Origin of the sequence: Thioalkalivibrio sp. ALE12, assembly GCF_000381105.1 — a bacterium.
Lineage (GTDB): Bacteria > Pseudomonadota > Gammaproteobacteria > Ectothiorhodospirales > Ectothiorhodospiraceae > Thioalkalivibrio.
In genome coordinates, this window is the sequence record NZ_KB905909.1 from 160,718 (window position 1) to 185,502 (window position 24,785).

Annotated in this window: 22 protein-coding genes and 1 pseudogene; 10 read left to right on the forward strand and 13 right to left on the reverse strand. The window is 68.4% G+C overall.

Going from position 1 to position 24,785, the window contains the following annotated elements; genetic code table 11:
- Positions 1–34 precede the first annotated feature (34 nt).
- The 3 genes from F614_RS0109595 to F614_RS0109605 all read left to right on the forward strand — a co-directional run bounded on the left by F614_RS0109595 (position 35) and on the right by F614_RS0109605 (position 2,562).
- A complete protein-coding gene (locus F614_RS0109595) occupies positions 35–847 on the forward strand; it encodes a slipin family protein (protein ID WP_018865717.1) in 813 nt (270 codons plus the stop codon).
- A 3-nt stretch (positions 848–850) separates the two neighbouring features.
- Entirely contained in the window at positions 851–1,756 is a 906-nt protein-coding gene (xerD, locus tag F614_RS0109600; RefSeq protein WP_018876448.1) for a site-specific tyrosine recombinase XerD, read from the forward strand.
- A gap of 92 nt (positions 1,757–1,848) precedes the next feature.
- Complete coding sequence (locus F614_RS0109605; protein ID WP_018876447.1) at positions 1,849–2,562, forward strand: DsbC family protein; 714 nt, start codon at positions 1,849–1,851, stop codon at positions 2,560–2,562.
- Between the two features lie 224 nt (positions 2,563–2,786).
- On the opposite strand, the gene trxA is transcribed toward F614_RS0109605, so the two are convergent.
- On the reverse strand, positions 2,787–3,662 hold the full coding sequence (gene trxA, locus F614_RS0109610; protein WP_018865720.1) for a thioredoxin: 876 nt from the start codon (positions 3,660–3,662) through the stop codon (positions 2,787–2,789).
- Positions 3,663–4,129: 467 nt separating this feature from the next.
- On the opposite strand from trxA, the gene parE reads away from it, so the two are divergent.
- Both parE and F614_RS0109620 read left to right on the forward strand, forming a co-directional pair.
- Positions 4,130–6,016 carry a DNA topoisomerase IV subunit B gene (gene parE, locus F614_RS0109615; RefSeq protein ID WP_019558772.1) on the forward strand — a complete coding sequence of 629 codons (1,887 nt, stop codon included), beginning with the start codon at positions 4,130–4,132 and terminating at the stop codon, positions 6,014–6,016.
- Between the two features lie 124 nt (positions 6,017–6,140).
- Positions 6,141–7,355, forward strand: coding sequence for a hypothetical protein (locus tag F614_RS0109620; protein WP_231378042.1), 1,215 nt, complete (start codon positions 6,141–6,143; stop codon positions 7,353–7,355).
- 92 nt (positions 7,356–7,447) lie between these two features.
- On the opposite strand, the gene F614_RS0109625 is transcribed toward F614_RS0109620, so the two are convergent.
- From F614_RS0109625 to F614_RS0109640, 4 genes are all read right to left on the reverse strand, one after another.
- The gene (locus F614_RS0109625) at positions 7,448–8,188 is read right to left on the reverse strand and encodes a PEP-CTERM sorting domain-containing protein (protein WP_019558773.1); all 741 of its coding nucleotides are present in this window, start codon (positions 8,186–8,188) and stop codon (positions 7,448–7,450) included.
- Between the two features lie 371 nt (positions 8,189–8,559).
- Positions 8,560–9,663: an alkene reductase gene (locus F614_RS0109630; RefSeq protein ID WP_019558774.1), complete on the reverse strand. Its 1,104-nt coding sequence runs from the start codon at positions 9,661–9,663 to the stop codon at positions 8,560–8,562.
- A 62-nt stretch (positions 9,664–9,725) separates the two neighbouring features.
- The gene (locus tag F614_RS0109635; protein ID WP_231378045.1) at positions 9,726–10,886 is read right to left on the reverse strand and encodes a glycerate kinase; all 1,161 of its coding nucleotides are present in this window, start codon (positions 10,884–10,886) and stop codon (positions 9,726–9,728) included.
- Between the two features lie 284 nt (positions 10,887–11,170).
- Positions 11,171–12,532, reverse strand: a complete 1,362-nt coding sequence (locus F614_RS0109640) for a GntP family permease (protein WP_018865726.1) — start codon at positions 12,530–12,532, stop codon at positions 11,171–11,173.
- A gap of 94 nt (positions 12,533–12,626) precedes the next feature.
- On the opposite strand from F614_RS0109640, the gene F614_RS0109645 reads away from it, so the two are divergent.
- From F614_RS0109645 to putP, 4 genes are all read left to right on the forward strand, one after another.
- A complete protein-coding gene (locus F614_RS0109645; protein WP_018881286.1) occupies positions 12,627–13,274 on the forward strand; it encodes a Spy/CpxP family protein refolding chaperone in 648 nt (215 codons plus the stop codon).
- Positions 13,275–13,345: 71 nt separating this feature from the next.
- Positions 13,346–13,996 carry a cupin domain-containing protein gene (locus F614_RS0109650; RefSeq protein ID WP_018881285.1) on the forward strand — a complete coding sequence of 217 codons (651 nt, stop codon included), beginning with the start codon at positions 13,346–13,348 and terminating at the stop codon, positions 13,994–13,996.
- A 96-nt stretch (positions 13,997–14,092) separates the two neighbouring features.
- Positions 14,093–17,788, forward strand: a complete 3,696-nt coding sequence (putA, locus tag F614_RS0109655; protein ID WP_019558776.1) for a bifunctional proline dehydrogenase/L-glutamate gamma-semialdehyde dehydrogenase PutA — start codon at positions 14,093–14,095, stop codon at positions 17,786–17,788.
- Positions 17,789–17,919: 131 nt separating this feature from the next.
- The gene (gene putP / locus F614_RS0109660; protein WP_018865730.1) at positions 17,920–19,395 is read left to right on the forward strand and encodes a sodium/proline symporter PutP; all 1,476 of its coding nucleotides are present in this window, start codon (positions 17,920–17,922) and stop codon (positions 19,393–19,395) included.
- Here putP and F614_RS0109665 read toward each other — a convergent pair whose 3' ends face one another.
- On the reverse strand, positions 19,396–19,734 hold the full coding sequence (locus F614_RS0109665; protein WP_018865731.1) for a GIY-YIG nuclease family protein: 339 nt from the start codon (positions 19,732–19,734) through the stop codon (positions 19,396–19,398).
- A 14-nt stretch (positions 19,735–19,748) separates the two neighbouring features.
- Positions 19,749–20,075: a DUF3634 family protein gene (locus tag F614_RS0109670; protein ID WP_018865732.1), complete on the reverse strand. Its 327-nt coding sequence runs from the start codon at positions 20,073–20,075 to the stop codon at positions 19,749–19,751.
- 350 nt (positions 20,076–20,425) lie between these two features.
- Between F614_RS0109670 and F614_RS14995 the strand changes: the two genes are divergently transcribed.
- Entirely contained in the window at positions 20,426–20,872 is a 447-nt protein-coding gene (locus F614_RS14995; protein WP_231366539.1) for a hypothetical protein, read from the forward strand.
- Positions 20,873–20,966: 94 nt separating this feature from the next.
- On the opposite strand, the pseudogene F614_RS0109680 reads toward F614_RS14995, so the two are convergent.
- From F614_RS0109680 to F614_RS0109705, 6 genes and pseudogenes are all read right to left on the reverse strand, one after another.
- Positions 20,967–21,140 (reverse strand): annotated as a pseudogene (locus F614_RS0109680) (pirin-like C-terminal cupin domain-containing protein); the annotation flags it as partial.
- Positions 21,141–21,144: 4 nt separating this feature from the next.
- Positions 21,145–21,483: a DUF3634 family protein gene (locus F614_RS0109685; protein ID WP_038032830.1), complete on the reverse strand. Its 339-nt coding sequence runs from the start codon at positions 21,481–21,483 to the stop codon at positions 21,145–21,147.
- A 106-nt stretch (positions 21,484–21,589) separates the two neighbouring features.
- Entirely contained in the window at positions 21,590–22,537 is a 948-nt protein-coding gene (locus tag F614_RS0109690; protein ID WP_019558777.1) for a nitroreductase family protein, read from the reverse strand.
- Between the two features lie 237 nt (positions 22,538–22,774).
- Positions 22,775–23,284, reverse strand: coding sequence for a hypothetical protein (locus F614_RS0109695; protein WP_019558778.1), 510 nt, complete (start codon positions 23,282–23,284; stop codon positions 22,775–22,777).
- Positions 23,281–23,595 carry a hypothetical protein gene (locus tag F614_RS0109700; RefSeq protein ID WP_019558779.1) on the reverse strand — a complete coding sequence of 105 codons (315 nt, stop codon included), beginning with the start codon at positions 23,593–23,595 and terminating at the stop codon, positions 23,281–23,283. The genes F614_RS0109695 and F614_RS0109700 overlap by 4 nt, the downstream gene beginning before the upstream one ends.
- 6 nt (positions 23,596–23,601) lie before the next feature.
- Complete coding sequence (locus F614_RS0109705) at positions 23,602–24,777, reverse strand: hypothetical protein (protein WP_019558780.1); 1,176 nt, start codon at positions 24,775–24,777, stop codon at positions 23,602–23,604.
- Positions 24,778–24,785: the final 8 nt, after the last annotated feature.

A 24,785-nucleotide genomic window follows, 5' to 3' on the forward strand; every position in this document is an offset into this window, starting at 1 on the left:
CGCCGCCGAGCCCATAACGCAGAAGGAGCAGGACATGAACGATCTCGGTTTCTTTGTCGTCCCGCTAGTCATCCTGGTCGCCATCATCGTGATGTCGATCAAGGTGCTGCGCGAGTACGAGCGCGGCGTCATCTTCTTCCTCGGCCGTTTTCAGTCGGTGAAGGGCCCGGGCCTGATCATCGTGATCCCGGGCATCCAGCAGATGGTGCGGATCGACCTGCGCATCATCACGCTCGACGTGCCCAGCCAGGACGTGATCTCGCAGGACAACGTGACGGTACGCGTGAACGCGGTGCTGTACTTCCGCGTGGTGGATTCCGCCAAGTCGGTGATCCAGGTGGAGGACTACTACGCCGCCACCAGCCAGCTCGCGCAGACCACGCTGCGCTCGGTGCTCGGCAAGCATGATCTGGACGAGATGCTCTCCGAGCGCGACAAGCTGAACAACGACATCCAGGAGATCCTCGATGCCCAGACCGACGCCTGGGGCATCAAGGTCACCAATGTCGAGATCAAGCATGTCGACCTGGACGACTCCATGATCCGCGCGATCGCGCGCCAGGCCGAGGCCGAGCGCGAACGCCGCGCCAAGGTCATCCACGCCGAGGGCGAACTGCAGGCGGCCGAAAAGCTGGTGCAGGCGGCGCAGCAGATGGAGGCCAGCCCCTCTTCGCTGCAACTGCGCTACATGCAGACGATGTCCGACATGTCGACCAACGGCAACGCCAACACCATCTTCTTCCCGCTGCCGCTGGAACTGACCAAGGTCTTCGAGAACCTGGCCGGCAAGTTCCGCGCGGAGAACCCGGACGCCCCGGGCAATGCCGGGAAACCTGGTGGCCAGTAACGCGTGAGCGTCGCCACGGCGGCATCTCCGGCCCTCGACCGTTTCCTGGACGAGCTCTGGGCGGTCGAGGGTCTGTCCGACCACACCCTGTCGGCCTACCGGCGCGACCTGGAGGGTCTGGCGCACTGGCTGGAACCCAGGGGGGCAAGCCTGGAATCCGCCCGTGCGGCCGATCTCCTGGGCTATGTCAGCGCCCGCATGCAGGCCGGGGCACGGCCGAAGTCCATCACCCGGGCACTGTCCAGCATCCGGCGTTTTTATCGCTATCTGGTCCACCAGGGCGAGCGCGAGGATGATCCGAGCGCCGGGATCGAGTCCCCCCGGGCCGGGCGCCCGTTGCCGGACAGCCTGTCCGAGGCCCAGGTGGAGGCCCTGCTGCGGGCCCCCGATATCGACGATGCGGTCGGGTTGCGGGATCGCGCGATGCTGGAACTGATGTATGCCACCGGACTGCGGGTCTCCGAACTGGTGGGGCTGGAGCAGTCGGAGGTGAACAGTCGGCAGGGCGTGGTGCGCATTACCGGCAAGGGCGACAAGGAACGCCTGATCCCGCTGGGCGAGGAGGCGGCCCACTGGCTGGCCCGCTATCAGCGCGAGGCACGGCCGGACCTGATGGACGGTCACCCGCCCTGCGAGGCGGTGTTCGTCACCCGGCGTGGCGGCGGGCTCACGCGTCAGGCCTTCTGGTACCGCATCAAGGCTCACGCGCGCCGTGCCGGCATCGAGTCGCCGCTGTCGCCGCACACCCTGCGCCATGCATTTGCCACGCATCTGCTGGACCACGGGGCGGACCTGCGCGTGGTGCAGATGCTGCTGGGCCACAGCAGTCTGTCGACCACACAAATCTATACCCACGTCGCGCGCGCCCGCTTGCAGAGCCTGCATGCGGAACATCATCCCCGCGGCTGACGTCTATTACCGGACTCCGCCAGATGGCCCGGGGATACCCCCGCGAGGCTGGTAAACTGGCGCCGCTTTTTTGTACCGACACGAGAGAATCCATGTCCCTGAAACGCGCTCTTCCCCTTGCCGCGGCCCTGGCCGTCATCAGTACCCCGCTCATGGCCACCGAGGCCATCGAGGAATACATGGCCCGGGTCATCCCGGATACCGAGATCGACAGCATCCGCGAGACGCCGATGGAAGGTGTCTTTGAGGTCCGTTACGGCACCGATATCCTCTATGTCTCCGAGGACGGGCGCTATCTGATCCAGGGCAACATGGTCGACCTGGAGACCCGCGAAAACCTGACCCAGTCCGCGCTCAGCGGCGTGCGCGCGGACATGTTCGCCGCCATCGACGACAGCGAGCTGGTGACCTACTCGCCGAACGGAGAGACCCGGGGCGTGCTGAACATCTTCACCGATCCGAACTGCCCGTACTGCCGCGAGATCCATCAGGACCTGCCGGAGTATCTGTCGGCCGGGATCAAGGTGCGTTACCTGATGTTCCCGGTGCTGGGACGTGATTCCCCGGAGATCATGGACCGTATCTGGTGCGCGGAGGATCGCGAAGAGGCGATGGACCGGGCCAAGGAAGGCGACAAGCTGAACGATATCGACGGCAGCTGCGCCACGCCGCAGGATCAGCACATGGCCATGGGGCAGCAGCTCGGCCTGCGCGGCACCCCGGCGCTGATCACCGAGGGTGGCCAGCAGCTCTCCGGTTACCAGGAACCGCAGGCCGTGATCGAGCGCATCCTCGGCAGCAACTGATCCGGACGTCGACCGGGCCGCAGCCAGCGGCCCGGCTCGACCCACCCGGGAAGGGCCCCTTTGTGGGAGCGAGCCTGCTCGCGAATCCCCGCGCCAATCGCCGAGGGGGCTCGGCTCCTACGGGGGGCTTGCCGCGTGCTGCAGGAGGCCAGCCCTCTGGCCGACGGGGCGACTTCGAAGTCGTAGCCGTCTGCAAGGATGCTGTGACGGCAACCGGAGCCCGGTCAGTACAGCAGCGAGGCCATCTGCCGGCGGAACTGACCGACCAGCGGGTGATCGTTGCCGAGGACCTCGAACGCGGCCAGCAGGCCCTTCTGGCCGGCCCCGTCGTTGTAGGAGCGGTGCTGTTTCATCAGTTGCAGGTACAGCCCCAGCGCCTCCTCGGCGCGGCCGGACAGCATCGCGTAGGCGGCCATCTGCTCCAGTGCCTCGGGGCGCGGATCGCCTTCCTGCAGCTCCTGTGCCAGCGCCTGCGGGTCGATGCCGGCGGCCGTCTTGGCGAATACCAGGCGGGCACGCAGGGCCTTCGCCTCTTCCTTTTCGCTCTGGTCCAGCGGGAGCTTGCCGAGCTCGGCCTCGGCGGCCTCCGGGTCGCCGGCCTGGGCGAGCGCGCGGGCCAGCTCGATGCGCAGGTCGCCGTTGTCCGGGTCCTCTTCCAGCGCCGCGCGCAGCGTGGCGAGGGCCGCGTCCGTGTCTCCGGCCTGGGCCTGTTCGCGGGCCTTCTCGATCAGCTTGTCGGAGGGCTTCTCCAGGTACTGGTCGATCATCGCGCGGATGTTCGGCTCCGGCTGCACGCCCATGAACTGGTCCACCGGCTTGCCGTGACGGAAGATCATCACCGTGGGCAGGCTGCGCACACCGTACTGCTGCGCCAGGGCCTGCTGCTCGTCGCTGTTGACCTTGGCCAGGCGGAACTTGCCGGCGTACTGCGCGGCCAGTTGCTGCAGCAGCGGCATCAGCTGCTGGCAGGGCCCGCACCAGGCGGCCCAGAAATCCACCACGACCGGGCGCTTGTGGGATTCGTCCAGCACGGCCTGCTGGAAATCCTCCTGGGTCACGTCGAGGATGTCGTTGCCAGTGATGCTCGCGGCTTCTTCCATCGGAAACCTCCTGTGAAGACGGGGATACGGAATCTGTCCTGCATTGTTGGGATCGGCCCCGGGATTGCAAGCAGCCTTTCCCCCGCGGGCTTTGGTACGCTGCGCACAGTCCGGGACGAGGGGACACGCCGGTAACGAAACCCGCCACCCTCGTCATCGCGGGGCGCGCAGCGCTGTGGCGATCCATGCGTGTGGCCCCGGCGCCGGCAGGCGCGGACGTCGGGGCTTGCGTTGAGGGGTTCCTTCGTCGCCTTTGGTTCCTCGCAAGGACGAGGTAAAGGCACCGTCATCGCGAGCGCCGCAGGCGCGTGGCGATCTCCGTGGACGGTCCCGGCGCTGGCCCGGACCAACGCCGGGGGGTTCGTTGGGAGGTTGCTTCGTCGCTTCGCTCCTCGCAATGACGGTGCATGATGGCCGAGGCGGTGCCCGGCGCGGGGCACGGTCCATATCAATAAAGGGGTTCCTGTGTGAGCTATTCCGCATCCGATATCGAGGTCCTCGAGGGGCTGGACCCGGTGCGCAAGCGCCCGGGCATGTATACCGACACCACTCGCCCGAACCACCTCGCCCAGGAGGTGATCGACAACTCGGTGGACGAGGCGATCAGCGGCCACGCGAAGCGGATCGACGTGATCCTGCACAAGGACGACTCGGTCTCCGTGTCGGATGACGGCCGCGGCATGCCGGTGGATCTGCACCCGCGCGAGAACCGCCCGGGAGTCGAGGTGATCCTCTCCACGCTGCATGCGGGCGGGAAGTTCTCCGACAAGAACTACCAGTTCTCCGGCGGTCTGCACGGGGTGGGCGTATCGGTGGTCAATGCGCTGTCACAGCAGCTCGAGGTGCAGATCAAGCGCGACGGGCGCGAGTACCGTATGGCCTTCGCCGGCGGCCACAAGACCCAGGACCTGGAGGCGGTGGGGGAGGTCGGCAAGCGCAATACCGGCACCACACTGCATTTCTGGCCGGACCCGCAGTACTTCGATTCGGCGAAGTTCTCGGTGCCGAAGCTCAAGCACATCCTGCGCGCCAAGGCCGTGCTGTGCCCGGGCCTGACGGTCACCTTCCGCGACGAGACCACCGGCGAGGCCTGCGAGTGGTGCTACCAGGCGGGGCTGCGCGACTATCTGGTGGAGGCCCTGGACGGTCTCGATCGCGTGCCGGAGGAGCCGTTCATGGGCTCGGTCTCCGGGGCCACCGAGGCTGCCGACTGGGCCGTCACCTGGCTGCCGGAGGGCGGCGAGGTGGTCAGCGAGAGCTACGTGAACCTGATCCCGACGACTCAGGGTGGCACGCACGTGAACGGCCTGCGCACCGGTCTGACCGATGCCGTGCGCGAGTTCTGCGAGTTTCGCAGCCTGCTGCCGCGCGGGATCAAGCTGGCGCCGGAGGATGTCTGGGAGCGGGTCTCCAGCGTGCTGTCGTTCAAGATGCAGGACCCGCAGTTTGCCGGGCAGACCAAGGAACGCCTGTCCTCGCGCCAGGCCGCGCCGTTTGTCTCCGGCGTGGTCAAGGATGCCTTCAGCCTGTGGCTGAACCAGCACCCGCAGCAGGGCGAGCGCATTGCCGAGCTGGCGATCCAGAACGCGCAGAAGCGCAGCCGTGCCGGGCGCAAGGTGGTGCGCAAGAAGGTCACTCAGGGGCCGACCCTGCCGGGCAAGCTGGCCGACTGCGCCAGCCAGGACCTGGAGCGCACCGAGCTGTTCCTGGTCGAGGGCGACTCGGCCGGCGGCTCCGCCAAGCAGGCGCGTGACCGCGACTTTCAGGCGATCATGCCGCTGCGTGGCAAGATCCTGAATGCCTGGGAGGTCGATCCCGACCAGGTGCTGGGTTCCCAGGAGATCCATGACATCTCCGTGGCCCTGGGCGTGGATCCGGGGCAGACCAGCCTCGACGGGCTGCGCTACGGCAAGGTCTGCATCCTGGCCGACGCCGACTCCGACGGCGCGCACATCGCCACCCTCCTGTGCGCGCTGTTCCTGAAGCACTTCCGCCCGCTGGTGGAGCGGGGGCATATCTACATCGCGATGCCGCCGCTTTATCGCGTGGACGTCGGCAAGCAGACCTTCTACGCGCTGGACGACGACGAGAAGGCCGGCGTGCTGGAACGCATCGAGGCGGAGAAGATGAAGGGCAAGGTCTCCGTGACCCGCTTCAAGGGCCTCGGCGAGATGAACCCGCTACAGCTGCGCGAAACCACCATGAACCCGGACACCCGGCGCCTGGTGCAGCTCACGCTGGACGCCGCCGACGACACCCAGCAACTGATGGACATGCTGCTCGGCAAGAAGCGCGCGGCGGAACGCCGCGCCTGGCTGGAAGGCAAGGGCCACCTGGCCGACGTCGCCGTCTAGGAAGCACGGAGCAAGGTACACGCTCGCGCTCGCGCTCGCGCTCGAGTCGGACGCAGCGTGGATCCGAATTTCCCGGGCCGCCTGGGCTATGATTCCCGGGGCATCGATCGAGCGGGGTTCGGATATGGCGGGTTGGCGGGGGGTAACGGCACGCGGCCTGGCCGTGCTCGGGCTGCTGGGTTTCGGGGTCTTGTTAGGCGGCTGCGCGACGGTGGAATCTCGGGTGGTCGTGGCGCAGGCGGAACGGCCTGATGTCCCCGCGACGAGTCCGCTGCGTGAGGGGATCGGGTACGTGGGGGTGCGCAACGAGGTGTCGCGCTCGCGGTTAACGCCGGGGTTCCTCCAGGGGCGCGTCGAGTCCTACTTGCGCCAGGCTGGCGTGTTCGACCCGTCCGATGACAGCCCTTATTTCCTGCAGATGGACGTTTTGGAGCATGACGAGCCCTGGGCTGGTCGCGAGATGACCGTGACCCAACGTGTGCGCTACACGTTGAGCGAGCGCGAGACCGGCGAGGTCGTGTATTCGCAGGAACAGGAGAACGCGCATACCGCCCAGGCCGGCGAGGCCTGGCAGGCCAGCGACCGCATCCGGATTGCCCGCGAGGGTGCGCTGCAGGCCAGTGTGGACGAACTCATCGAGCGACTCCTGCAGCAGGCCTGGGCGCAGCCGGTACCCGAGCCGGGGGGCGAGGTCGTCGCGGAGACCCGGGCGGAGCCTGCCGAAGAAGTGGCCGAGTCGCGACTGCCGGCGTCGCCAGTCCGGGGGCGGGTGCGCGAACCGGCGCCGGTTGCGCCTGTCGAGTCGGCGGCGGCCCCGAGGCCGGCCCCCGAGGTTGTCGAGCCCGCACCGGCCCCGGCGAGCCCGCCCGCAGCGTCCCCGATGGATTCCACGGATGATCCCCTACTGGACGGCATGTGGCGGTTCGCCAATCCGCTCCATGGCTACGAGCTGCGCTTCGACATGAAATTCATGACCGCGCAAACGGCCCCGGAGGGCGGGACCGGGGTCTGGGCCACCAACTCGGGTGCCGACGGCCGTGTCTGGTATGTGCGCAGCCACGTCCAGTACAACGTTGCGGGTGACGGGATCCGCGAAATGGCGACCGGTCTGCGGGACTGGTGGCGCGAGGGGGACACGGTGAAGGTCGGCGTGATCGCCCGCAACCAGGTCGAATGGGAGATTTCCCAGGGTGACCTCAGCCGCATCCATGTCGGGTTGCAGAGTCCGCGGCCTGCGGTTTATACGCTGGAGGCGGTGGACGGCCTCGCCTATCCGCCACACCGGACGCTGCGCGCCTTCGAGGCGGATCGCTACCGCCTGGTGCAGTCCATGCGCTGATGCGACGCCCGGTTTACCCGGCCGCGCAGTTGTCTGGTTTTCTGGCGCGCAGGCGCCCCCGCCGACGGCGGGGGTAATGGTGGACTCCGGGGTTACCCGGCTTTCGGGTCACGCCGGCGCATCACGATGCCGAGTGCCAGCAAACCGATGGCCATCAGGGCGATGGCTTCAGGTTCCGGGACCGGGGTGGGATCCCCGCGCAGGAACTGGATGGAGTTGACGACCAGTTGCGCTCCCGCGCCGGTATCGGCATAGGCGTCGAACAGCGGCCCCAGGAGCAGGCTCTGGCCATTGTTGCCGAGGACCGCCGCGGATCCGCCGGCCAGGCTGCCGAGACCGGTTGCGCCCGCGCCGGCCGTCCAGCCGCTGGACCAGACGCCCCAGCCCGGATTCTGCAGGTCGATCAGGTCCGGGAGATCCAGGAAGATCGGATGGCCGTCGATTTCGAGGGTCGCGTCGTTTGTGCCGGTGCGGTTGTCGGCACCCATGAAATCGGAGAAGCCGGAGCCGGTGTTCCAGGTGGTGCCCAGCACCAGCCCGTCGCCTGCCAGATAGCCGGAAAGACTGGTCTGGACGTCGGAGAACCTAAAACCACCCTGCTCGCCGAAGATCACCATGTCGTACTGGTTGTTGGTGATCAGGCTGTTGAAGGTGGTGGTGCTGTTCGTGAACGTGGTTGTGCCACTCAATCCCAGGCTGTCGAGCGCACTGGGTACCACGCTCGTGCCCGCCGTTGCGTCCTCGAAGTGCAGGATCGCGAAGGCGTGGGCGGCAGAGATATTCATTGCCAGGACAAGACCACCCAGAACGGTGGCAAGCGACTTCTTGTTCATCTTTCTTCCTTGTCGACAGGTGACCCGAGGCCGAGGGTCTCGCGTCATGTTCCTTTATGCGGTTCGGGGCGGGTGCCCCGGAGCAAAAATCGTAGCCCGGCGGTCTGCAAGCAATTCAGGGGCCATATCAACAAGGTATTGATTTATTGATCGTAAAAGTTTGGGCTTGGGCGGTGCTGGTTGGAATGTGTAAAAAATACTGACGCCGCAGCCGCGTGCCAGGGGCAGTGGGTGTCGAGTGGCCCCTTGTCGCGCCTCAGCGGAGCGAAGGGGTTACCCGACGCCGACTCTTGCGCGCTGCATGGCGAGCACGAGGTGACTCAATCCGGGGTGGGGTGAATGCCCTGCAACCCGGGTCTCGCACCTGCGGATCAGGTCAGTGCAGGGTAGTCCGTGTAGCCTTGTGCGTCGCCGCCGTAGAAGGTGGCTTCGTCCCACTCGTTGAGCGGGGCGCCCCGGCGGAAGCGTTCGGGCAGGTCCGGGTTGGCGATGAACGGGCGGCCGAAGGTGACCAGGTCGCAGCGCCCGGCTGCGATGCGCTGGCGGGCCTCGTCAGCGGTGTAGGCGCCGTTGCCGATGTAGGTGCGGCTGAAGCGCGAGCGGATCGCGTCGATGATGGATTCCGGGCGGCCCGTCTCGTGGTTGCCCTGGAAGGAGTCTTCTACCACCTCGATGTAGGCGATGCCGGTGGCGTCCAGGGCCTGGGCGAAGGCGCTATATGTCGCGAGTGGGTCGTCGTCGTGCATGCCGTTGAAGCTGCCGGTGGGGCTTACGCGGATGCCGACCCGCTCCGGGCCCCAGACCTCGATCACGGCTTGGACCACCTCCAGTGGGAGACGGATGCGGTTTTCCACCGGGCCGCCGTAGGCATCGCTGCGGTGGTTGCTGCCGCTACGGAGGAATTGGTCCAGCAGGTAGCCGTTGGCCGCGTGGATCTGCACGCCGTCGAAGCCGGCGGCCTTCGCGTTCTGTGCGCCCTGGCGGTACTGCTCCACGATCCCGGGCAGTTCGTCCAGCTCCAGCGCGCGCGGCTCCTGCACCTCGACCATGCCGGAGTCGGCACTGATGAAGGTATAGGCGCCCTCGGGCCGGATCGCGGAGGGGGCGACCGGCAGCACGCCATCGGGCTGCAGCTCCGGGCGCGAGATACGGCCGACATGCCACAGCTGCGCCTGGATGCGCCCGCCGGCGTTGTGCACGGCCGTGGTCACCTTGCGCCAGCCCTCCACCTGTTCCGCCGAGTGGATGCCGGGGGTGAAGGCGTAGCCCTTGCCCTGTGGCGACACCTGGGTGGCCTCGCTGATGATCAGGCCGGCACCGGCGCGCTGGGCGTAGTACTCGGCGTTGAGGTCGGTGGGTACGTCTCCCGGCTGGGCCGCGCGCGAGCGCGTCAGCGGCGACATCAGTACCCGGTTCGGCAGTTCCAGCGGGCCCAGGGTATAGGGGCGAAAGAGCGCGTCATCCTGCTCGGTCATGGATCGTTCCTTGGTGGGTGTTTTGGCGTCCGGGCTGTCGGACCGGATCTGCCCGCGCGCGTTCAGTGGGGTGGCGTCGGGTCCGGCGCGGATGGCGAGTTCGGCGGCTGACGGGCCTCGACCAGGGCGCGGGTGCGCTCGGCGATGTAGCGCGCGGGGTGGGCCAGGGCTTCGTCCAGGGTGATGCTGCCATCGCACAGGGCGCGGGCATCGCTCAGGCCAAAGGCCGCCAGTTCGGCCGCGTCGCAGGCGATGGAGCCGGCCACCGCCACGACCGGCACCTGCTGCTCGCGGGTGCGGCGTACCACCTCGGCGACGACCTTGCCGTGCGAGGTCTGGCCGTCGAGCTGGCCCTCGCCAGTGATGACCAGGTCGGCCTCCCGCAGCGCGGCATCCAGTCCGATCAGCTCGGCCAGGTAGCCGGCCCCCATGCGAGCGCGACCGCCGAGGACGCAGTCCAGCGCGAAGCCGAGCCCGCCGGCGGCGCCGGCCCCCGGGGTGTCGACGGGCCGTTGCAACTGCCCCGCGGCCTCGATGGCGGCGGCCAGGCGCTCCATGTGGGCATCCATGGCCGGGATGTCCGCGGTCTTCAGGCCCTTTTGCGGTCCGAACACGGACGCCGCGCCATGCGGCCCGGTCAGCGGGTTGTCGACGTCGTTCAGGACGGTGATGTCGACGCGGGCCAGGCGCGGGTCCAGTGTGTCGAAGTCCACCCGTTGTAGATCCGCGAGGCCCGCGGGGTGGGGCGGCAGGCGCTGCCCTTGCGCATCGAGGAAACGCACGCCCAGCGCGGCCAGCATGCCCGCGCCGCCGTCCACCGTGCCGCTGCCGCCGAGACCGATCAGCAGGTGTTCGGCGCCCGCGTCCAGGGCGGCCCGCATCAGTTCGCCGACCCCGAAGCTGTGGAGCTGCCAGGGGTCGTGGCGATCGTCGGGGATCCGGTCCAGGCCGCAGGCAGAGGCGACATCGATCACCGCGCGCCGCTCGCGATGATCGCAGCCCCAGCCAGCGCTCAAGTGGTTGCCGGTGGGGCCGGTCACGTCGGACAGGTGCCAGGCCCAGCCGAGGGTATGGCTGACCAGGCGGGCCGTGCCCTCGCCACCGTCGGCCATGGGCAGGGCGCGTACCCGGGCAGCCGGGCGGGCCGCGTGCACGCCCCGGGCCATGGCGGCCGCCACGTCCTCGGCTTCGAGGCTTCCCTTGTAGCTGTCCGGGCAGACGATGACCCGGAAATGCCCAGAGGGACGCGGACTAATCGGCACGTTCGCGCTCGAGTCGACTCTGCGCGCTGACAAGGCGCGGTGAGTAAAGTGTAGCCGAGCTACATGAGCGAGCTGCAACGCCGTCAGCGCGCAGAATCGGCCGAGCCCGTTCGGGGTTGGTGCCCCCTGTTCCCCGATGCTGCGTTGCGCCGCTTGCGGGTAGAACCACTACCCGCTGCACGATGCGCCTTGTCTCGGGAAACAGGGGGGTACCAACGCGAGCGTGCCGATTGGTCAGCGTCCCCCTAGACAAAGATCAGCCCCAGGATGTAGATGGTGATCATTGCGCTGATGCCCTGCAGCAGCGTAGCGGTGGTGAACGCCTTGTACGCGGTGGACACCTTCATGCGGCTGAACTGGGTGACCACCCAGAAGAAGCTGTCATTCGCGTGCGAGACGGTCATTGCCCCGGCACCCACGGCCATCACCGCCAGGACCATGCCCATGGTGGAATCCAGGCCCAGCGAGGCCAGCATCGGCGCGATCATGCTGGACGCGGTGACCAGTGCCACGGTGGACGAGCCCTGCGCGGATTTCAGTGCGGCCGCGATCAGGAACGGCACCAGCAGGCCCAGGCCCAGCCCGCTCAGCAGGTCGCCCAGCTGATCGCCGATCGGGGTCTCGCGCAGCACGTTGCCGAAGGCGCCGCCCGCGCCGGTGATCAGGATGATCGGCGCGGCCAGCAGGATCGCGTCCACCGTCATCTGGTGGAAGCGGTCCTTGATGCCGGCCCCCTTGATCAGCAGCAGCGCGAAGATCACGCCGATCGCCAGCGCCACCACCGGGGTGCCGAGGAAGATCAGGGCCGCGGCGAGCATGCCGGGGTCGCTATCGCGGGTGGCCAGCGCGGCCACCGAGCCGATGGAGATCAGTACGATCGGCGCCAGGATGGGCATGAAGGCGCCCAGGGTCGTCGGGCGATGCTCCAGCTTGATCTCTTCCTTCTCGATCTCCTGACCAGTCGCTTCGCTGATCGGGTCCGGTTCCAGCAGCTCGTCGTCGTTGGCCTTCGCGTAGCGGCTGGCCCACAGCCAGCCAACGGCGGCCGCCACCGCGGACACGAACAGGCCGACCAGAATCACCAGGCCCAGCGCATCGGCGATGCCGACATTGCTGGCGGCCGCGATCGGGCCGGGGGTGGGTGGCACGAAGTTGTGGGTGGCGAACAGGCCGGTGGCCAGCGCGACACTCATGGCGACCACCGAGATGCCGGCGGTCTTGGCCAGGGCATTCTTCAGCGAGTTCAGGATCACGTAGCCCGAGTCGCAGAACACCGGGATGGACACGATGTAGCCGATGATCGAGACCGTCAGGGTGGGGAAGCGGTCGGACAGCGTACGGATGATTGCCTCTGCCATGACCACGGCGGCACCGGTGCGGTCGAGGATGACCCCGATGATCGTGCCCAGCGCAATCACGATACCGATATAGCCCAGGGTGCTGCCGAAGCCGTCGTTGATGACGCTGATGGCCTCGCGCGGGGCGATGCCGCCGATGATCGCCATCACGAAGGCGGCGATCAGCAGGGCCAGGAACGGGTGCACGCGCAGTTTCGCCGTGGCGAACACCAGCGCGGCAACGACCACAATCAGTCCGATAATCAGCATGTCGCGTCCTTTCTGTTTTGGTTGTTCTGGGTGCCGCTCTGGAGTCTAGACGTCCCGTAGTGATCCCGCGCCCCGAGATCGCCAGCGATCTACAATGCGAACACTTTTCACCGTCGAGGGTTCCATCATGCATCGTATATTCCGCTTTTCCGGGTGGCTGGTTGTGGGGATTGCCCTGGCCGTTGCGGCGCCGGTTGCGGCCAATCCGTACTCCGAATTGCAGGCACGCGAGATCAAGGCACTCTCCGCGCAGGAGACCGAGGATTTGCTGGAAGGGCGGGGTATGGGCATGGCGCTGCCGGCCGAACTGCATGGCTATCCGGGGCCGATGCATGTGCTGGAGGTGGCCGACTCGCTGGAACTGACGCCCGAGCAGCGGCGCGAGACCGAGCGCCTGTTCGCGGCGATGCGGGAGCAAGCGCGTGATCTCGGCCGGCGCATCGTGGAGCGGGAGCGGGAACTGGATGCGCGCTTCGCGGAGGGCGGTATCAGCAGCGCGACCATCGAATCGCTGACCGTCGAGATCGGCGAGCTGCGTGGCCGCCTGCGCCACGTGCATCTGTCCTACCACCTGGAGATGGACGCGCTGCTCGACGCGGAGCAGAAGGCGCGCTATCAACGGGCCCGCGGCTATCAGGGTGAGTCCGGGAGCGAGTCCGGTGGCTCGCCAGGGGCGCATTCCGGGGGCAGCCATCACGACCATCACGGTCATCATCCGGGGCGCGAAGGGCACCACCACTGAGGGCCTGCTCTCCCTGTCCAGGAACTAACAGCGGGTCGCGTGTTCGACTGGGGAGATGAACGGAGCGCGCGATGGAAGCCCTGAATCTGGATCTGCAGCAGCCGGTGGTGGTGGAGACGGCCGCCATGTCGTGGAGCGGCAGCCGCGCCGAAGGCGTGGTGCGCAAGCCGCTGGAACGCGAGCTGGCGGAAGCAGGCCGCGCCACCAGCGTCGTGCAGTTCCAGCCCGGAGCCCGCTTCCCGTCGCACACCCATGCACTGGGCGAAGAGATCCTGGTACTCGACGGCGTGTTCTCTGACGAGGCCGGGGACTATCCCGCTGGCACCTACCTGCGCAACCCGCCCGGTTCCCGCCACGCGCCGCACTCGGACCCCGGCTGCACATTGTTCGTGAAGCTCGAGCAGTTCGCCCCGGAGGACCGCGACAAGGTGGTGGTGGATACCCTTTCGGCGCCGTTCCAGCCGGGCATCGGCGGGCTGCGGGTCCTGCATCTGCACAGCTTCGAGACCGAACACACCGCACTGGTGCACTGGCCGGCCGGCGAACATTTCCAGCCCCATCGGCACTGGGGCGGGGAGGAAATCCTGGTGCTGTCCGGTGAATTCATCGACGAGCACGGGCGTTACCCCGCCGGCACGTGGATTCGCAGCCCGCACCTGAGCCAGCACAATCCCTGGGTGGAACAGGAGACTCTGATCTACGTGAAGACGGGGCATCTGTGAACCTGAGGTCCCGAGGACCCCGGACGCGCCCGTCTATGCTTCCAGTCAGAGGCCGGCGCCCGGTCGAGCCAACCCCGGCACCGCAGGAGCAGGCCGATGACGCAGCCCCACACCCGCCCGCACCCGACACGCGACCCGGCGTCCGATCCCCACCGCGCCCGCATCCGTGAGGCCTACACGGCCGACGAGGCGGCCGTATTGCGGGAGTTGCGCGGCGGCATCCGGATGGATGCCGAGGCCCGCGCCCGCATCGCGGCGGAGGCCGCGCGCATCGTCGAGCGGGTACGCGCCGAGACCACGCCGTCGATGATGGAGAGCTTCCTGGCCGAGTACGGCCTGTCCACCGAGGAGGGAGTCGGCCTGATGTGCCTGGCGGAGGCGCTGCTGCGGGTGCCGGATGCCGAGACCATCGACGAGCTGATCCAGGACAAGATCGAGCCCTCCGACTGGGCGGCTCACCTCGGGCACTCGTCGTCCCCGCTGGTGAATACCTCCACCTGGGCGCTGATGCTCACCGGCAAGGTGCTGAACGACGATCCGCAGCGCCCGGCCGCCGCGCTGCGCGGCCTGATCCGGCGCGTCGGCGAGCCGCTGGTGCGCACGGCCGTCGCGCAGTCGATGAAGCTGCTCGGTCGCCAGTTCGTGCTTGGCGAGACCATCGCCCAGGGCATGCGCAATGCCCGCGAGAGGGAACACGAGGGCTACACCTATTCCTACGACATGCTGGGCGAGGCCGCGCGCACCGATGCCGATGCCCGCCGCTATCACCAGGCCTATGCCACGGCGATCGCCGAGATCGCGAACCAGGCGCAAGGCGACGTGCGCTCCAGCCCCGGCATCTCGGTCAAGCTCTCCGCGCTGCACCCGCGCTACGAGTACACCCAGCGCGCGACGGTCATGGCGGAGCTGGTGCCGCGGGCGCAGGAGCTGGCGCGTCAGGCCGCGCGCGCCGGCATCGGGTTCAATATCGACGCCGAGGAGCAGGACCGTCTGGACCTGTCGCTGGACGTGATCGAGGCCCTGCTGGCGGACCCGGAGCTGGAGGGCTGGGACGGCTTTGGCGTGGTCGTACAGGCCTACGGCCGCCGCGCGGCCCCGGTGATCGAGGCGCTGTATGCGCTGGCGCAGCGGCTGGACCGGCGCATCATGGTGCGTCTGGTCAAGGGCGCCTACTGGGATACCGAGATCAAGCAGGCCCAGGAGCTGGGCGTGGAACGCTTCCCGGTCTTCACCCGCAAGGTCAACACGGATGTCAGCTACATCGCCTGTGCGCAGATGCTGCTGGACCGGCGCGACCGCATCTACCCGCAGTTTGCTACCCACAATGCGCACACCTGCGCGGCGGTGCTGGCGATGGCCGGCGACGCCCGTAACGGCTTCGAATTCCAGCGTCTGCACGGCATGGGGGAATCGGTGCACGCGATCGTCAAGGCGACGGCCGGCACCCGCTGCCGCATCTACGCGCCGGTGGGGGCGCACCGCGACCTGCTGGCCTATCTGGTGCGGCGCCTGCTGGAGAATGGCGCCAACAGCTCGTTCGTCAACCAGGTGGTGGACAGCAGCATCCCGCCCGCGGAGATCGCGCGCGATCCCATCGCCGACCTGGACGCGCTGGGCGACGCCGTGGCCAACCCGGCCATCCGTGACCCGGTCGATCTCTACCGGCCACAGCGACAGAACTCGCGCGGGTACCGCGTCAACGAGCCGGCCTCCATCCTGCCGCTGCTGGCCGCGCGCGAGGCGTTCGCGCAGACGCAGTGGCAGGCCGCACCCATGCTGGTGGAAGGTCACGCGGCGCAGGGCGCGCCGCGCGTTGCGGTCTCCCCCTCCGATCCCGGTGCCGTGGTCGGCGAGGTCCGCGAGGCCACGGCGGCGGAGGTCGAACAGGCGCTGGGGACGGCCCTGTCCGGGTTTGTCGACTGGTCAGCGCACCCGGTGACGGCGCGCGCCGATCTGCTGCGGGCGATCGCGGACTGCTACGAGGAACATGCCCCGGAACTGATCGCACTGGCCAACCGCGAGGCCGGGAAGACCGTCTGGGACGGCATTGCCGAGGTGCGCGAGGCGGCCGATTTCCTGCGCTACTACGCGGGCGAGGCCGAACGCCTGGGGCAGGAGGCGGAGCTGGAGCCACGTGGCGTGTTCGTCTGCATCAGTCCGTGGAATTTCCCCCTGGCGATCTTCACCGGGCAGGTCGCCGCGGCCCTGGCCATGGGCAATACCGTGGTCGCCAAGCCGGCTGAGCAGACCCCGCTGATCGCCGCCCGCGCGGTCGAGCTGATGCGTGCGGCCGGTCTCCCGCAGTCGGCCCTGCAGCTGTTGCCGGGCGATGGCCCGACGGTGGGCGGGCCGCTGACCGCCGACCCGCGCATTGCCGGGGTCTGCTTTACCGGTTCCACCGAGGTCGCGCAGCGGATTCACCGCAGCCTGGCGGACAACGCCGGGCCGGATGCGGTCCTGATCGCGGAGACCGGCGGGTTGAACGCGATGATCGTGGACAGCTCGGCGCTGACCGAGCAGGCGGTGCGCGACATCCTGGCCTCCGCCTTCCAGTCCGCCGGGCAGCGCTGCTCGGCGCTGCGCATGCTCTACGTGCAGGACGAGGCCTACGACCGCCTGCTGGAGATGCTGCAGGGCGCGATGGACGCGCTGAGCATCGGCGATCCCTGGCAGCTGGCGACCGACGTCTCGCCGGTGATCGATGCCGAGGCGCAGGCGGATATCCGCGACTACCTGCGGACACAGGAGGAGCAGGGGCGGCTGCTGAAGTCCCTCCCGGTACCGGAGCACGGCCGCTTTGTCGCACCGTCCATCGTCCGGTTGTCCGGGATCGGCGAGCTGGAGCGCGAAGTGTTCGGGCCGGTGCTGCACGTGGCGCGCTTTCGGGCCCGCGAGCTGGATGCGGTGGTGGATGCCATCAACGCCCGCGGCTATGGTCTGACCTTCGGTCTACATACCCGCATCGACGACCGCGTGCAGCAGGTGGTGGAACGCCTGCGCGTGGGCAACCAGTACGTCAATCGCAACCAGATCGGCGCCATCGTCGGCTCGCAGCCGTTCGGCGGAGAGGGGCTCTCCGGCACCGGGCCGAAGGCGGGCGGGCCGCTGTACCTGACGCGCTTTGCCCGTCGCACGTCCATTGCCGCGGAGCGGCCGGACCCGCCGGAGGCGGGCGCGCAGGCGGAATGGGTGGCCCCGCAGCGCCTGCAGCAGGCCCTGGATGCCCTGGACGGGAGCGATTGGGCCAAGCGCACCGACCGCATGCACCTGCTGCGCGAGGCGCTGCCCGAGCGCACGGGTCTGCTACGCAAGGCCCTGGCGGAGACCGCGGCCTTCGACACCAGTCCGCAGACGCTGCCGGGTCCGACCGGCGAGAGCAATCGTCTGCGCCTGTATCCGCGCGGTCCGGTGCTCTGCCTGGGCCAGGGTGCGGAGATCGCGCTGGCGCAGGCGGTGCAGGCGCTGGGGGCGGGCTGCCCGGTGATCATGCTGGCGCCGGGGGCCGAGCGCGCGGCGCGCGCGCTGCACGGGAAGGGCGTGCCGCTGGTCGGGATCGACGGCGCGCTGGAACCGGACGCACTGGCCGCGCTGGAGGGGCTGGTCGCGGTGGCCGCAGCCGGCGTGAGCGACTGGACCCGAGCGCTGCGTCAGGCGCTGGCACAGCGGGACGGGCCGATCGTTGCGCTGGAAACCGCCCTGATCGCGCCCGAACGCTTTGTGGTGGAGCGCCACCTGTGCATCGATACGACGGCCGCCGGCGGCAACGCCAGCCTGCTGGCGGCGGCCGACTGAGCAGAACGTGAGGATCACGCCGCACTGACGACGCGAGGCCGCCGGGCGGCACGGCGTCCTCTACACTTGATCGAGACGCGACCGAGTACCACAACAACAAGGGCCATCGGCCTGATACGAGGAGACGCTCCATGGAGATCAACATGCCGATGCCCACCCTGGTGACCTTTGCCGCCTATCTGGCGGCGATGCTGATCCTCGGGATCGCGGCCTACCGCACGACCACCACGCTGTCGGACTATGTGCTCGGCGGGCGCCGCCTGGGACCGGGGGTGGCCGCGCTGAGTGCCGGGGCCTCGGACATGAGTGGGTGGCTGCTGCTGGGGCTCCCCGGTGCGATCTACGTGTCCGGCCTGTCCGAGTTGTGGATCGGGGTCGGGCTGGTGGTCGGTGCGCTGCTGAACTGGCTGTTCGTGGCCGGGCGTCTGCGCCGCTTCACCGCGCTGGCGAAGGACTCCCTGACCATCCCGGACTTCCTCGAGAACCGCTTCGAGGACCGCACGCGTATCCTGCGCGTGGTCTCCGCGATCGTGATCCTGGTGTTCTTCACCCTGTATATCTCGGCCGGGCTGGTCGGGGGCGGTCTGCTGTTCCAGAGCTCGTTCGGCATGGATTACGAGACCGCCGTGTGGGTCGGCGCCATCGTGATCATCAGCTATACCTTCCTCGGCGGCTTCCTCGCGGTCAGCTGGACCGACTTCCTGCAGGGCATCCTGATGTTCCTGACGCTCCTGGTGGTGCCGATGTTCGCGGTGGTGCTGGTCGGTGGCTGGGGCAGTGTGCAGAGCGAGGTCGCCGCCGTGGATCCGACGCATGTGCAGGTGCTGCAGGGCATGACCTTCCTCGGCATGATCTCGCTGCTGGCCTGGGGGCTGGGCTATTTCGGCCAGCCGCATATCCTGGCGCGCTTCATGGCGCTGCGCTCCGAGCGCGACGTGCCGCGCGCCACGCTGATCGGCATGACCTGGATGGTCCTGGCCCTGATTGGCGCGGTGGCCACGGGCTACATGGGGATCGCCTACTTTGCCGACGCGCCGCTGGCGGACGGCGAGACCGTGCTGATCGAGCTGATCCGCGCGCTGTTCAACCCGTGGGTGGCGGGCATCCTGATGGCGGCGATCCTCGCCGCGATCATGAGCACCATCGACTCGCAGCTGATCGTCTCCGCCAGTGCGATCACCAACGATTTCTACCGCGGCATCCTGCGCACCGAGGCGGGGGCGACCGAGCTGGTGTGGATCAGCCGTGCCGCCGTACTGGGCGTGTCGCTGGTGGCCCTGCTGCTGGCGATGGCGCCGGAGGCCGGGGTGCTGGACCTGGTGGCCTACGCCTGGGGCGGCTTTGGCGCGGCCTTTGGCCCGGTGATCATCCTCGCGCTGTACTGGTCGCGGATGACGCGCAACGGGGCGCTGGCCGGCATGGTGGTCGGCGCGGTTACCGTGATCCTCTGGAACCAGGCCGAGGGCGGGCTGTTCGACGTCTACGAGTTGCTGCCCGGCTTTATCTTCGCGACCGTGGCCATCGTCGTGGTGAGCCTGCTGACCGGCAAGCCTTCCGCCTCGGTGCAGGAGCAGTTCCGGCACTCGCGCCAGCAGCCGCTGGAGTAGTCACGTCGCCGAGGGCAGCCGGCAGATGCTGGCGGCGTGTGCCCAGTCGCGGGCGAGGGCCCGTTTTGCGGCGGGGCTGTAGCGCTTGATGCGCAGCTCCATGCGCAGCGCCTCGCCACGAGAGGCAAAAGGCCGCGCGGCGAGCAGCTGCCTGGGCCGGTGCATCCGGGTGAAACGGGCACCGCGGCCGCTGCCATGGGCCGCCATGCGGGCGGCCAGGCGCGGTGTCACCCCGGTGTAGATGCGCCCACCCGCGCATTCCAGCAGGTAGACGAACCAGGCCCCGGCGTGCTGGCCGGTCTCCTCGGGTGTGGGAGCGGGCGCGGGCGCGCAAGCCACGGGCACGGCTTCGGTCAGCGCCGCTTCTTGCGGCGCTTGCGGCCTACCTTGATGCGCTGCAGGGCGTGCTGCAGTTCGGATCTGGCCTCTCGGGGTATCGAGGCCGATCCGCGCAGTTGCAGCCCCTGCTGGCGGCGCACGGCGGTCAGGCGACCGTGCTGGATGCCGTAGCGGCGAACCACGTCCCGTACCGTGTGCTGGAACGACTTTGGCGGGTCGCCACGGCGGACCCGCGGCTGTCCGTCCTCGATCTCGATGCTGAAGATGATGCTGACCTGCCAGATCAGCACGGCACCGGCTGCCAGTAGCAGCGCGATCATCAGTAGCAGGGCCAGCAGCATGCAGGTGTCTCCTTCCTTTGCCCAAGCGGGCCGCGCGGTACGCGGTTTGCGGTCCTCGCGGCCGTCTGCCGCGTGCCCATAGTGTCGGTCCCGGGCCACCGGAACACCACCCCCGCCAGGGCAGCATGCCGGCAACCCGGTTCCGGCGGACCGGATCGTGCTTGCCGATCAATGCAACCGGGACGCGGGGCCGGATGGCGCACGCGGCGCGCCATGGGGCGCCCTGGCCGATCAGCGGCAGGGCCTGGCATGGTCCCTGCTTTTCCACCGGTCCGAGCCGGGACTCGCGTTCCGGAAGTGCACACTGTCCGCTACTAGCGCCGGACGGATGAAACCCGAGGAGCCGAGCCATGCTTGACGGAATCGGAGCCAGCGCCGCATTCAATCGCCCCCAATACGGGAACACACCCGGTGGTCAGGGTAATGGGCAGTCCCCTGCCCATGCCGCTGCACAGTCGACGCAGGAGGCGCGCACTGCCAGCGGGCAGGAGACCCGGGCCAACCCCGCAGACGCCCCGCATGCCCAGGGCCCGGCACAGGCGCCCGCCCTGTCCGCACCGGCCATCCAGGTGCTGGCCACGTCGAGTACAACGTCGATCACAACGGATAGCGCCCCCATGGGCGCGATGGCCCCGGCGGCGGGCCTGGCCAGCTTTGCCGGTTCGGCTGTTGCGCCGGGCGTGCAGCCGGCGTCGGTTGACGCGGCTGCCGGGTTTGGCGAGACGCTGCAACCCGACGGCACACTGGATGCTACCGATCCGGCCAATCGGGGTTCGCAGGTGGATACCGAGATCTGACCCGGACGCCCGGGTCGGCCCCGGTTCCGCTGACCTGCGCGGCGTAATCGAGAGCATCCTGTGGCGCAACTCTCGCGGGTACCGGCCCCGGTAGTCAGGGCAGCGGGATGAACTCGTGCTCGTCGCCCGGGACCTTCGGGAAGCGGCCGTCCTGCCAGTCCTGCTTGGCCTGTTCGATGCGCTCGCGGCGGCTGGAGACGAAATTCCATTCGATGTGGCGCTCGCCTACGGGGGCGCCGCCTACCAGGGCGATGGTCGAGGCCGTGGTGGTGTTATCCCGTCGCGCGCATGCCGCCGCCACCGCCACCGCCGCCGCCCGGCGGGGGTGTCCAGACGTTGCGAAAGGCCTGGTGTGTCTTCTTTGGGAGATCGCGGGAGAAACGCAGCTGCACGCCGGCGTCGGTGCGCACGGCGGTGATCCGGCCGCGCTGCAGCCGGAACTGGCGCGCGACCTCCTCGCAGCCGCGCAGGAAAGCGGTCGGCGGTTTGCCGCGCCGCACGCGGGCCGCACCATCGCGCAGTTCCACCGCAAACACCTGCCGTGCATGCCAGAGCATCAGCGCCAGGCCAAGGCCCAGCAGGGCGAACATAATGAGCAGGGTGAGCAGCATCACGAGTAATGGCGTCGGACGAAAGGTGAACGGGGGTTCAGTGTAGCGCACGCCATTCATGCCCCTGCCGCGTGTCGTTTCAAATGGGCGCGGGCGGGCGCTGCCCTCAGCGTTTCAGCATCTCGTCCAGCGGGCGTCGCGGCGTGGGGTGGGGCGTGCCGTCCGGGCGGCCGAGCGCGAACAGCAGTTGTGGCTGGCCCCCGCCCAGCAGTTCGGCCAGTTTGGGGCGCCATTCTGTCTGCTGGATCGGCTGATTCAGATAACGGGCGCAGAGCCCGTGCCGCGTGGCCTCAAGCAGTACGCGCTGCAGGGCCTGCCCGGCCGTCAGCCACTGCATCGGGCCCTCGATCCCGGTGCCCAGTGCCAGCAGTACCGGTGCGGCCCGGGCCGCGCGGGCCTCGTCCCGGGCCATTACTCGGGCGGATACCAGGTGGCGCACGCTCCAGCGGGTCAGACCACCGCTCAGGCGCCCGACTGGCAGCCCGTCGCCATGGGAGGGCGCGCGCATCCAGTGCGCCAGCTCGCGGCGCCAGGCGGGGTTCTTCCACTGCGCCGCCGTCGCCGCCCGGACCCGCTCGGCGACTTCCCCGCGGCATTCCGGGTCCGTGATCGGACGCAGCCAGGCCCCTTCCTGGCGGGCGGCCTGTACGAGGGTGGCGATGATGTCCGCGGAGGGTTGGTCCGGCCGAAAACGGCCGCGCCAGGAATGGCGCGCGCCGATCCACTCCCGCAGGGGTGCCAGCTCCTGCCGGTCCGGCCCGCCGTGGTGCCCGGTCAGCAGGCGTACGAACGGGCCGTCGCCCGCCTGTTCCGGGCGTACGTTCAGGCCCTGGCCGTCCGCGGCGGCGGCCACGCGCAGGTTCAGCACCGCGCAGCCACAGCTGATGATGCGCTCGCGCCCGGCCGGGTCGTTCACGGGCAGCGAGCGCGCCGGATCGGTCCAGACCTCGACCCCTGCGCGGTCCACACGGAACCGCCAGGGCTGGGTGTTGTGCGAGGAGGGCGCCTGCCCGGCCTGGCGCAGCCACTCGCGGAGGACGGGGTCGATCTCCATGCCGCCAACATACCCCCGCCCTGCGCAGCTGGCGACTGTTGCCGGTGCAGCCGCAAGCAGATCACGACGCTGTTCCTGTCCCGCCCGGGATGCTGGCGGTCATGGGCCTGGCATCAGGGGTTACAGCGACCGGCCGGTTAGGCGTCGGTGCAAGGCGAAGCCGGCATCGAGGTCGGGGTCTGTTTCATCCAGTGGCGGCACGCATGGCTGACTCGCAGGTCAGCAAGGTTGAGTCCTTCATGATCGATCTCCGGGCGACACCGGTGCCGAGTCCCCTGCGGGTCTCGATTTGGGGGTATCCAGAGGGTTCAGCCACCAGATGGCGAACAGCAGCAGGGCGGTGGAGATGGGGTACATCGCGAGGGTCATGCCGGTGAACGGTATGAAGATGGCGGCCGGGAGGCCCGCTACCAGCCCGGCCTTGATGGTCAGCGGCACCTTGCGCAATGGCCGGTTCATCAGGCAGGCGCCTGCGTAGAGGGCGATCCAGCCCCACAGCCCGGCGATTGCGGCAAACAGGCTTCTGGCTTCAAAGATGATCCGGGCGCGGGTGAAGTCTTCTTCGTGGATTCCCCGGTCCCGCGCCAGGTGCGAGGCATCGTCGAAGACCGAGCCGAGTCCCCACGCCGTAGAGAAATAGCCGCTGCCCAGCCAGAACAACCAGGCCAGGAACCAGAAGAAAATGACGCTGGATACGGCCAGTAACACGAGCATGGCGGCCTTCAGGCCCAGTTTCAGGATTCTCATGGCTTACCTCTGGATGCGCTCAGGGCGTTACGAATGGGCGCCCGGAATACGAACAGGGCGCGGACCGCGTACGGCATCAGCAGCGGGAGGCCGAACACCAGCATCCGTTCGAGCTGTGGAGGTGTCCCGTCGGGCATGCCCCATACGGCCAGGAAGAACACCGGGAAAGGGGCAAGCAGGGCCAGGGCCGCGTAGAACACCCGTGTATCCGGGCGTGCGCGGGCACGGGCTCCGAGGATGATCAGGGCGAATAGGGCCGCGTAAACGAAAAGAAAAAGCAGAAACCACGTAAACAAGGCCAGTGTGAACATGCATCGTTACTCCCTGCCTTGTGGCGTGACCGAGGCATCCGGAAGCGCGGTGTGCATCTGGATCCAGGGTGCCCCGAGACGCCCCGGGTACTCCTCCAGGAGCAGTCGGTCACCCTCGCGTACCGATCGGTAGAGCGCACCTCCGACCTTTACCCCGTATCCCGGTTGGGGGCCGTCCCATCCGTCCACGCGCAGGTAACGGCGAGTGCCTCCCCGGCTGCTCCTCATGGTGGTCTTTTCCTGCACCTCCACCACGTATTGGGCGGGTGCCGCCTGGTCGAACGCCATGTTCACTTCGCGCAGCAGGCCGTAGCTGGTCATCAGGGCACCCAGATAACCCGCCAGGGCCAGCTCGAGCAGGACCAGATGCGTTCGTGACGTGCGGCCGAGCAGTACGATGCTCAGCGCCACCAACGAGCCGACCACGACGGCCGCGAGGGTGAGCGCAAGCGGCAGCAGGCCCGCCAGGCTGGCAGGTGCAGGCAGGGGCGAAAACATGATGGGGGCCAGCAGCGCCGTCCCGCCCATCAGCAGGGCCGTACTGGCACCCGCGAACAGCGCCGCCTTCCATGCAAATGGCTCCCTGCGGCCGCGTACCGCGGCGGGAACCTCCGCCTCCAGTGCCTCGGCGATCTCGCGCAAGCCCGGGACGAATGCCCGGGCGAGCACGATCGGTCTTGGTTTCTTGCGCCGCCTCGGCGATTTGACCTCCACCCAGATCCGTTCGCGCCGAACCCGGAGCTGGCGGAACCGCACATCCTGCTCTTCGCATTGTTCGAGGAGGCGCAGCATTCGTGCCTGTGTCGTGGCGCAACCCGTGAGGGCGCGGCAGAGGCTTTGCTGGTCCGTGACCAGGTAAAAGGCCCGGTCGAACGCTTGGTTTCCGGTGCGGCAGGCCACGGAGAGGCCAATGGCCGTAAAAGGGTAGTCCCACCAGCGTCGGGCCTTGACGCGAAGCTCGATATCGGGGGCCTGGTCGAAGCCGATGCGTTGTAAAGGCGCGCGACGGCTTCCGGTTTTCTGCTCGCTGTAAAGGGCGTCCTCGGGCGGGTTGCCCATTGGTGTTCCGGTGTACGGGTTGTTGAATGTCAGGGCCTGCAATTTCCAGCGGTCCTCCATCCTGTGTCGGTAGCCAATGACCGCCATTCCGATCATCGTGACCAATCCAGCCAGCATCCACATCCGCACGT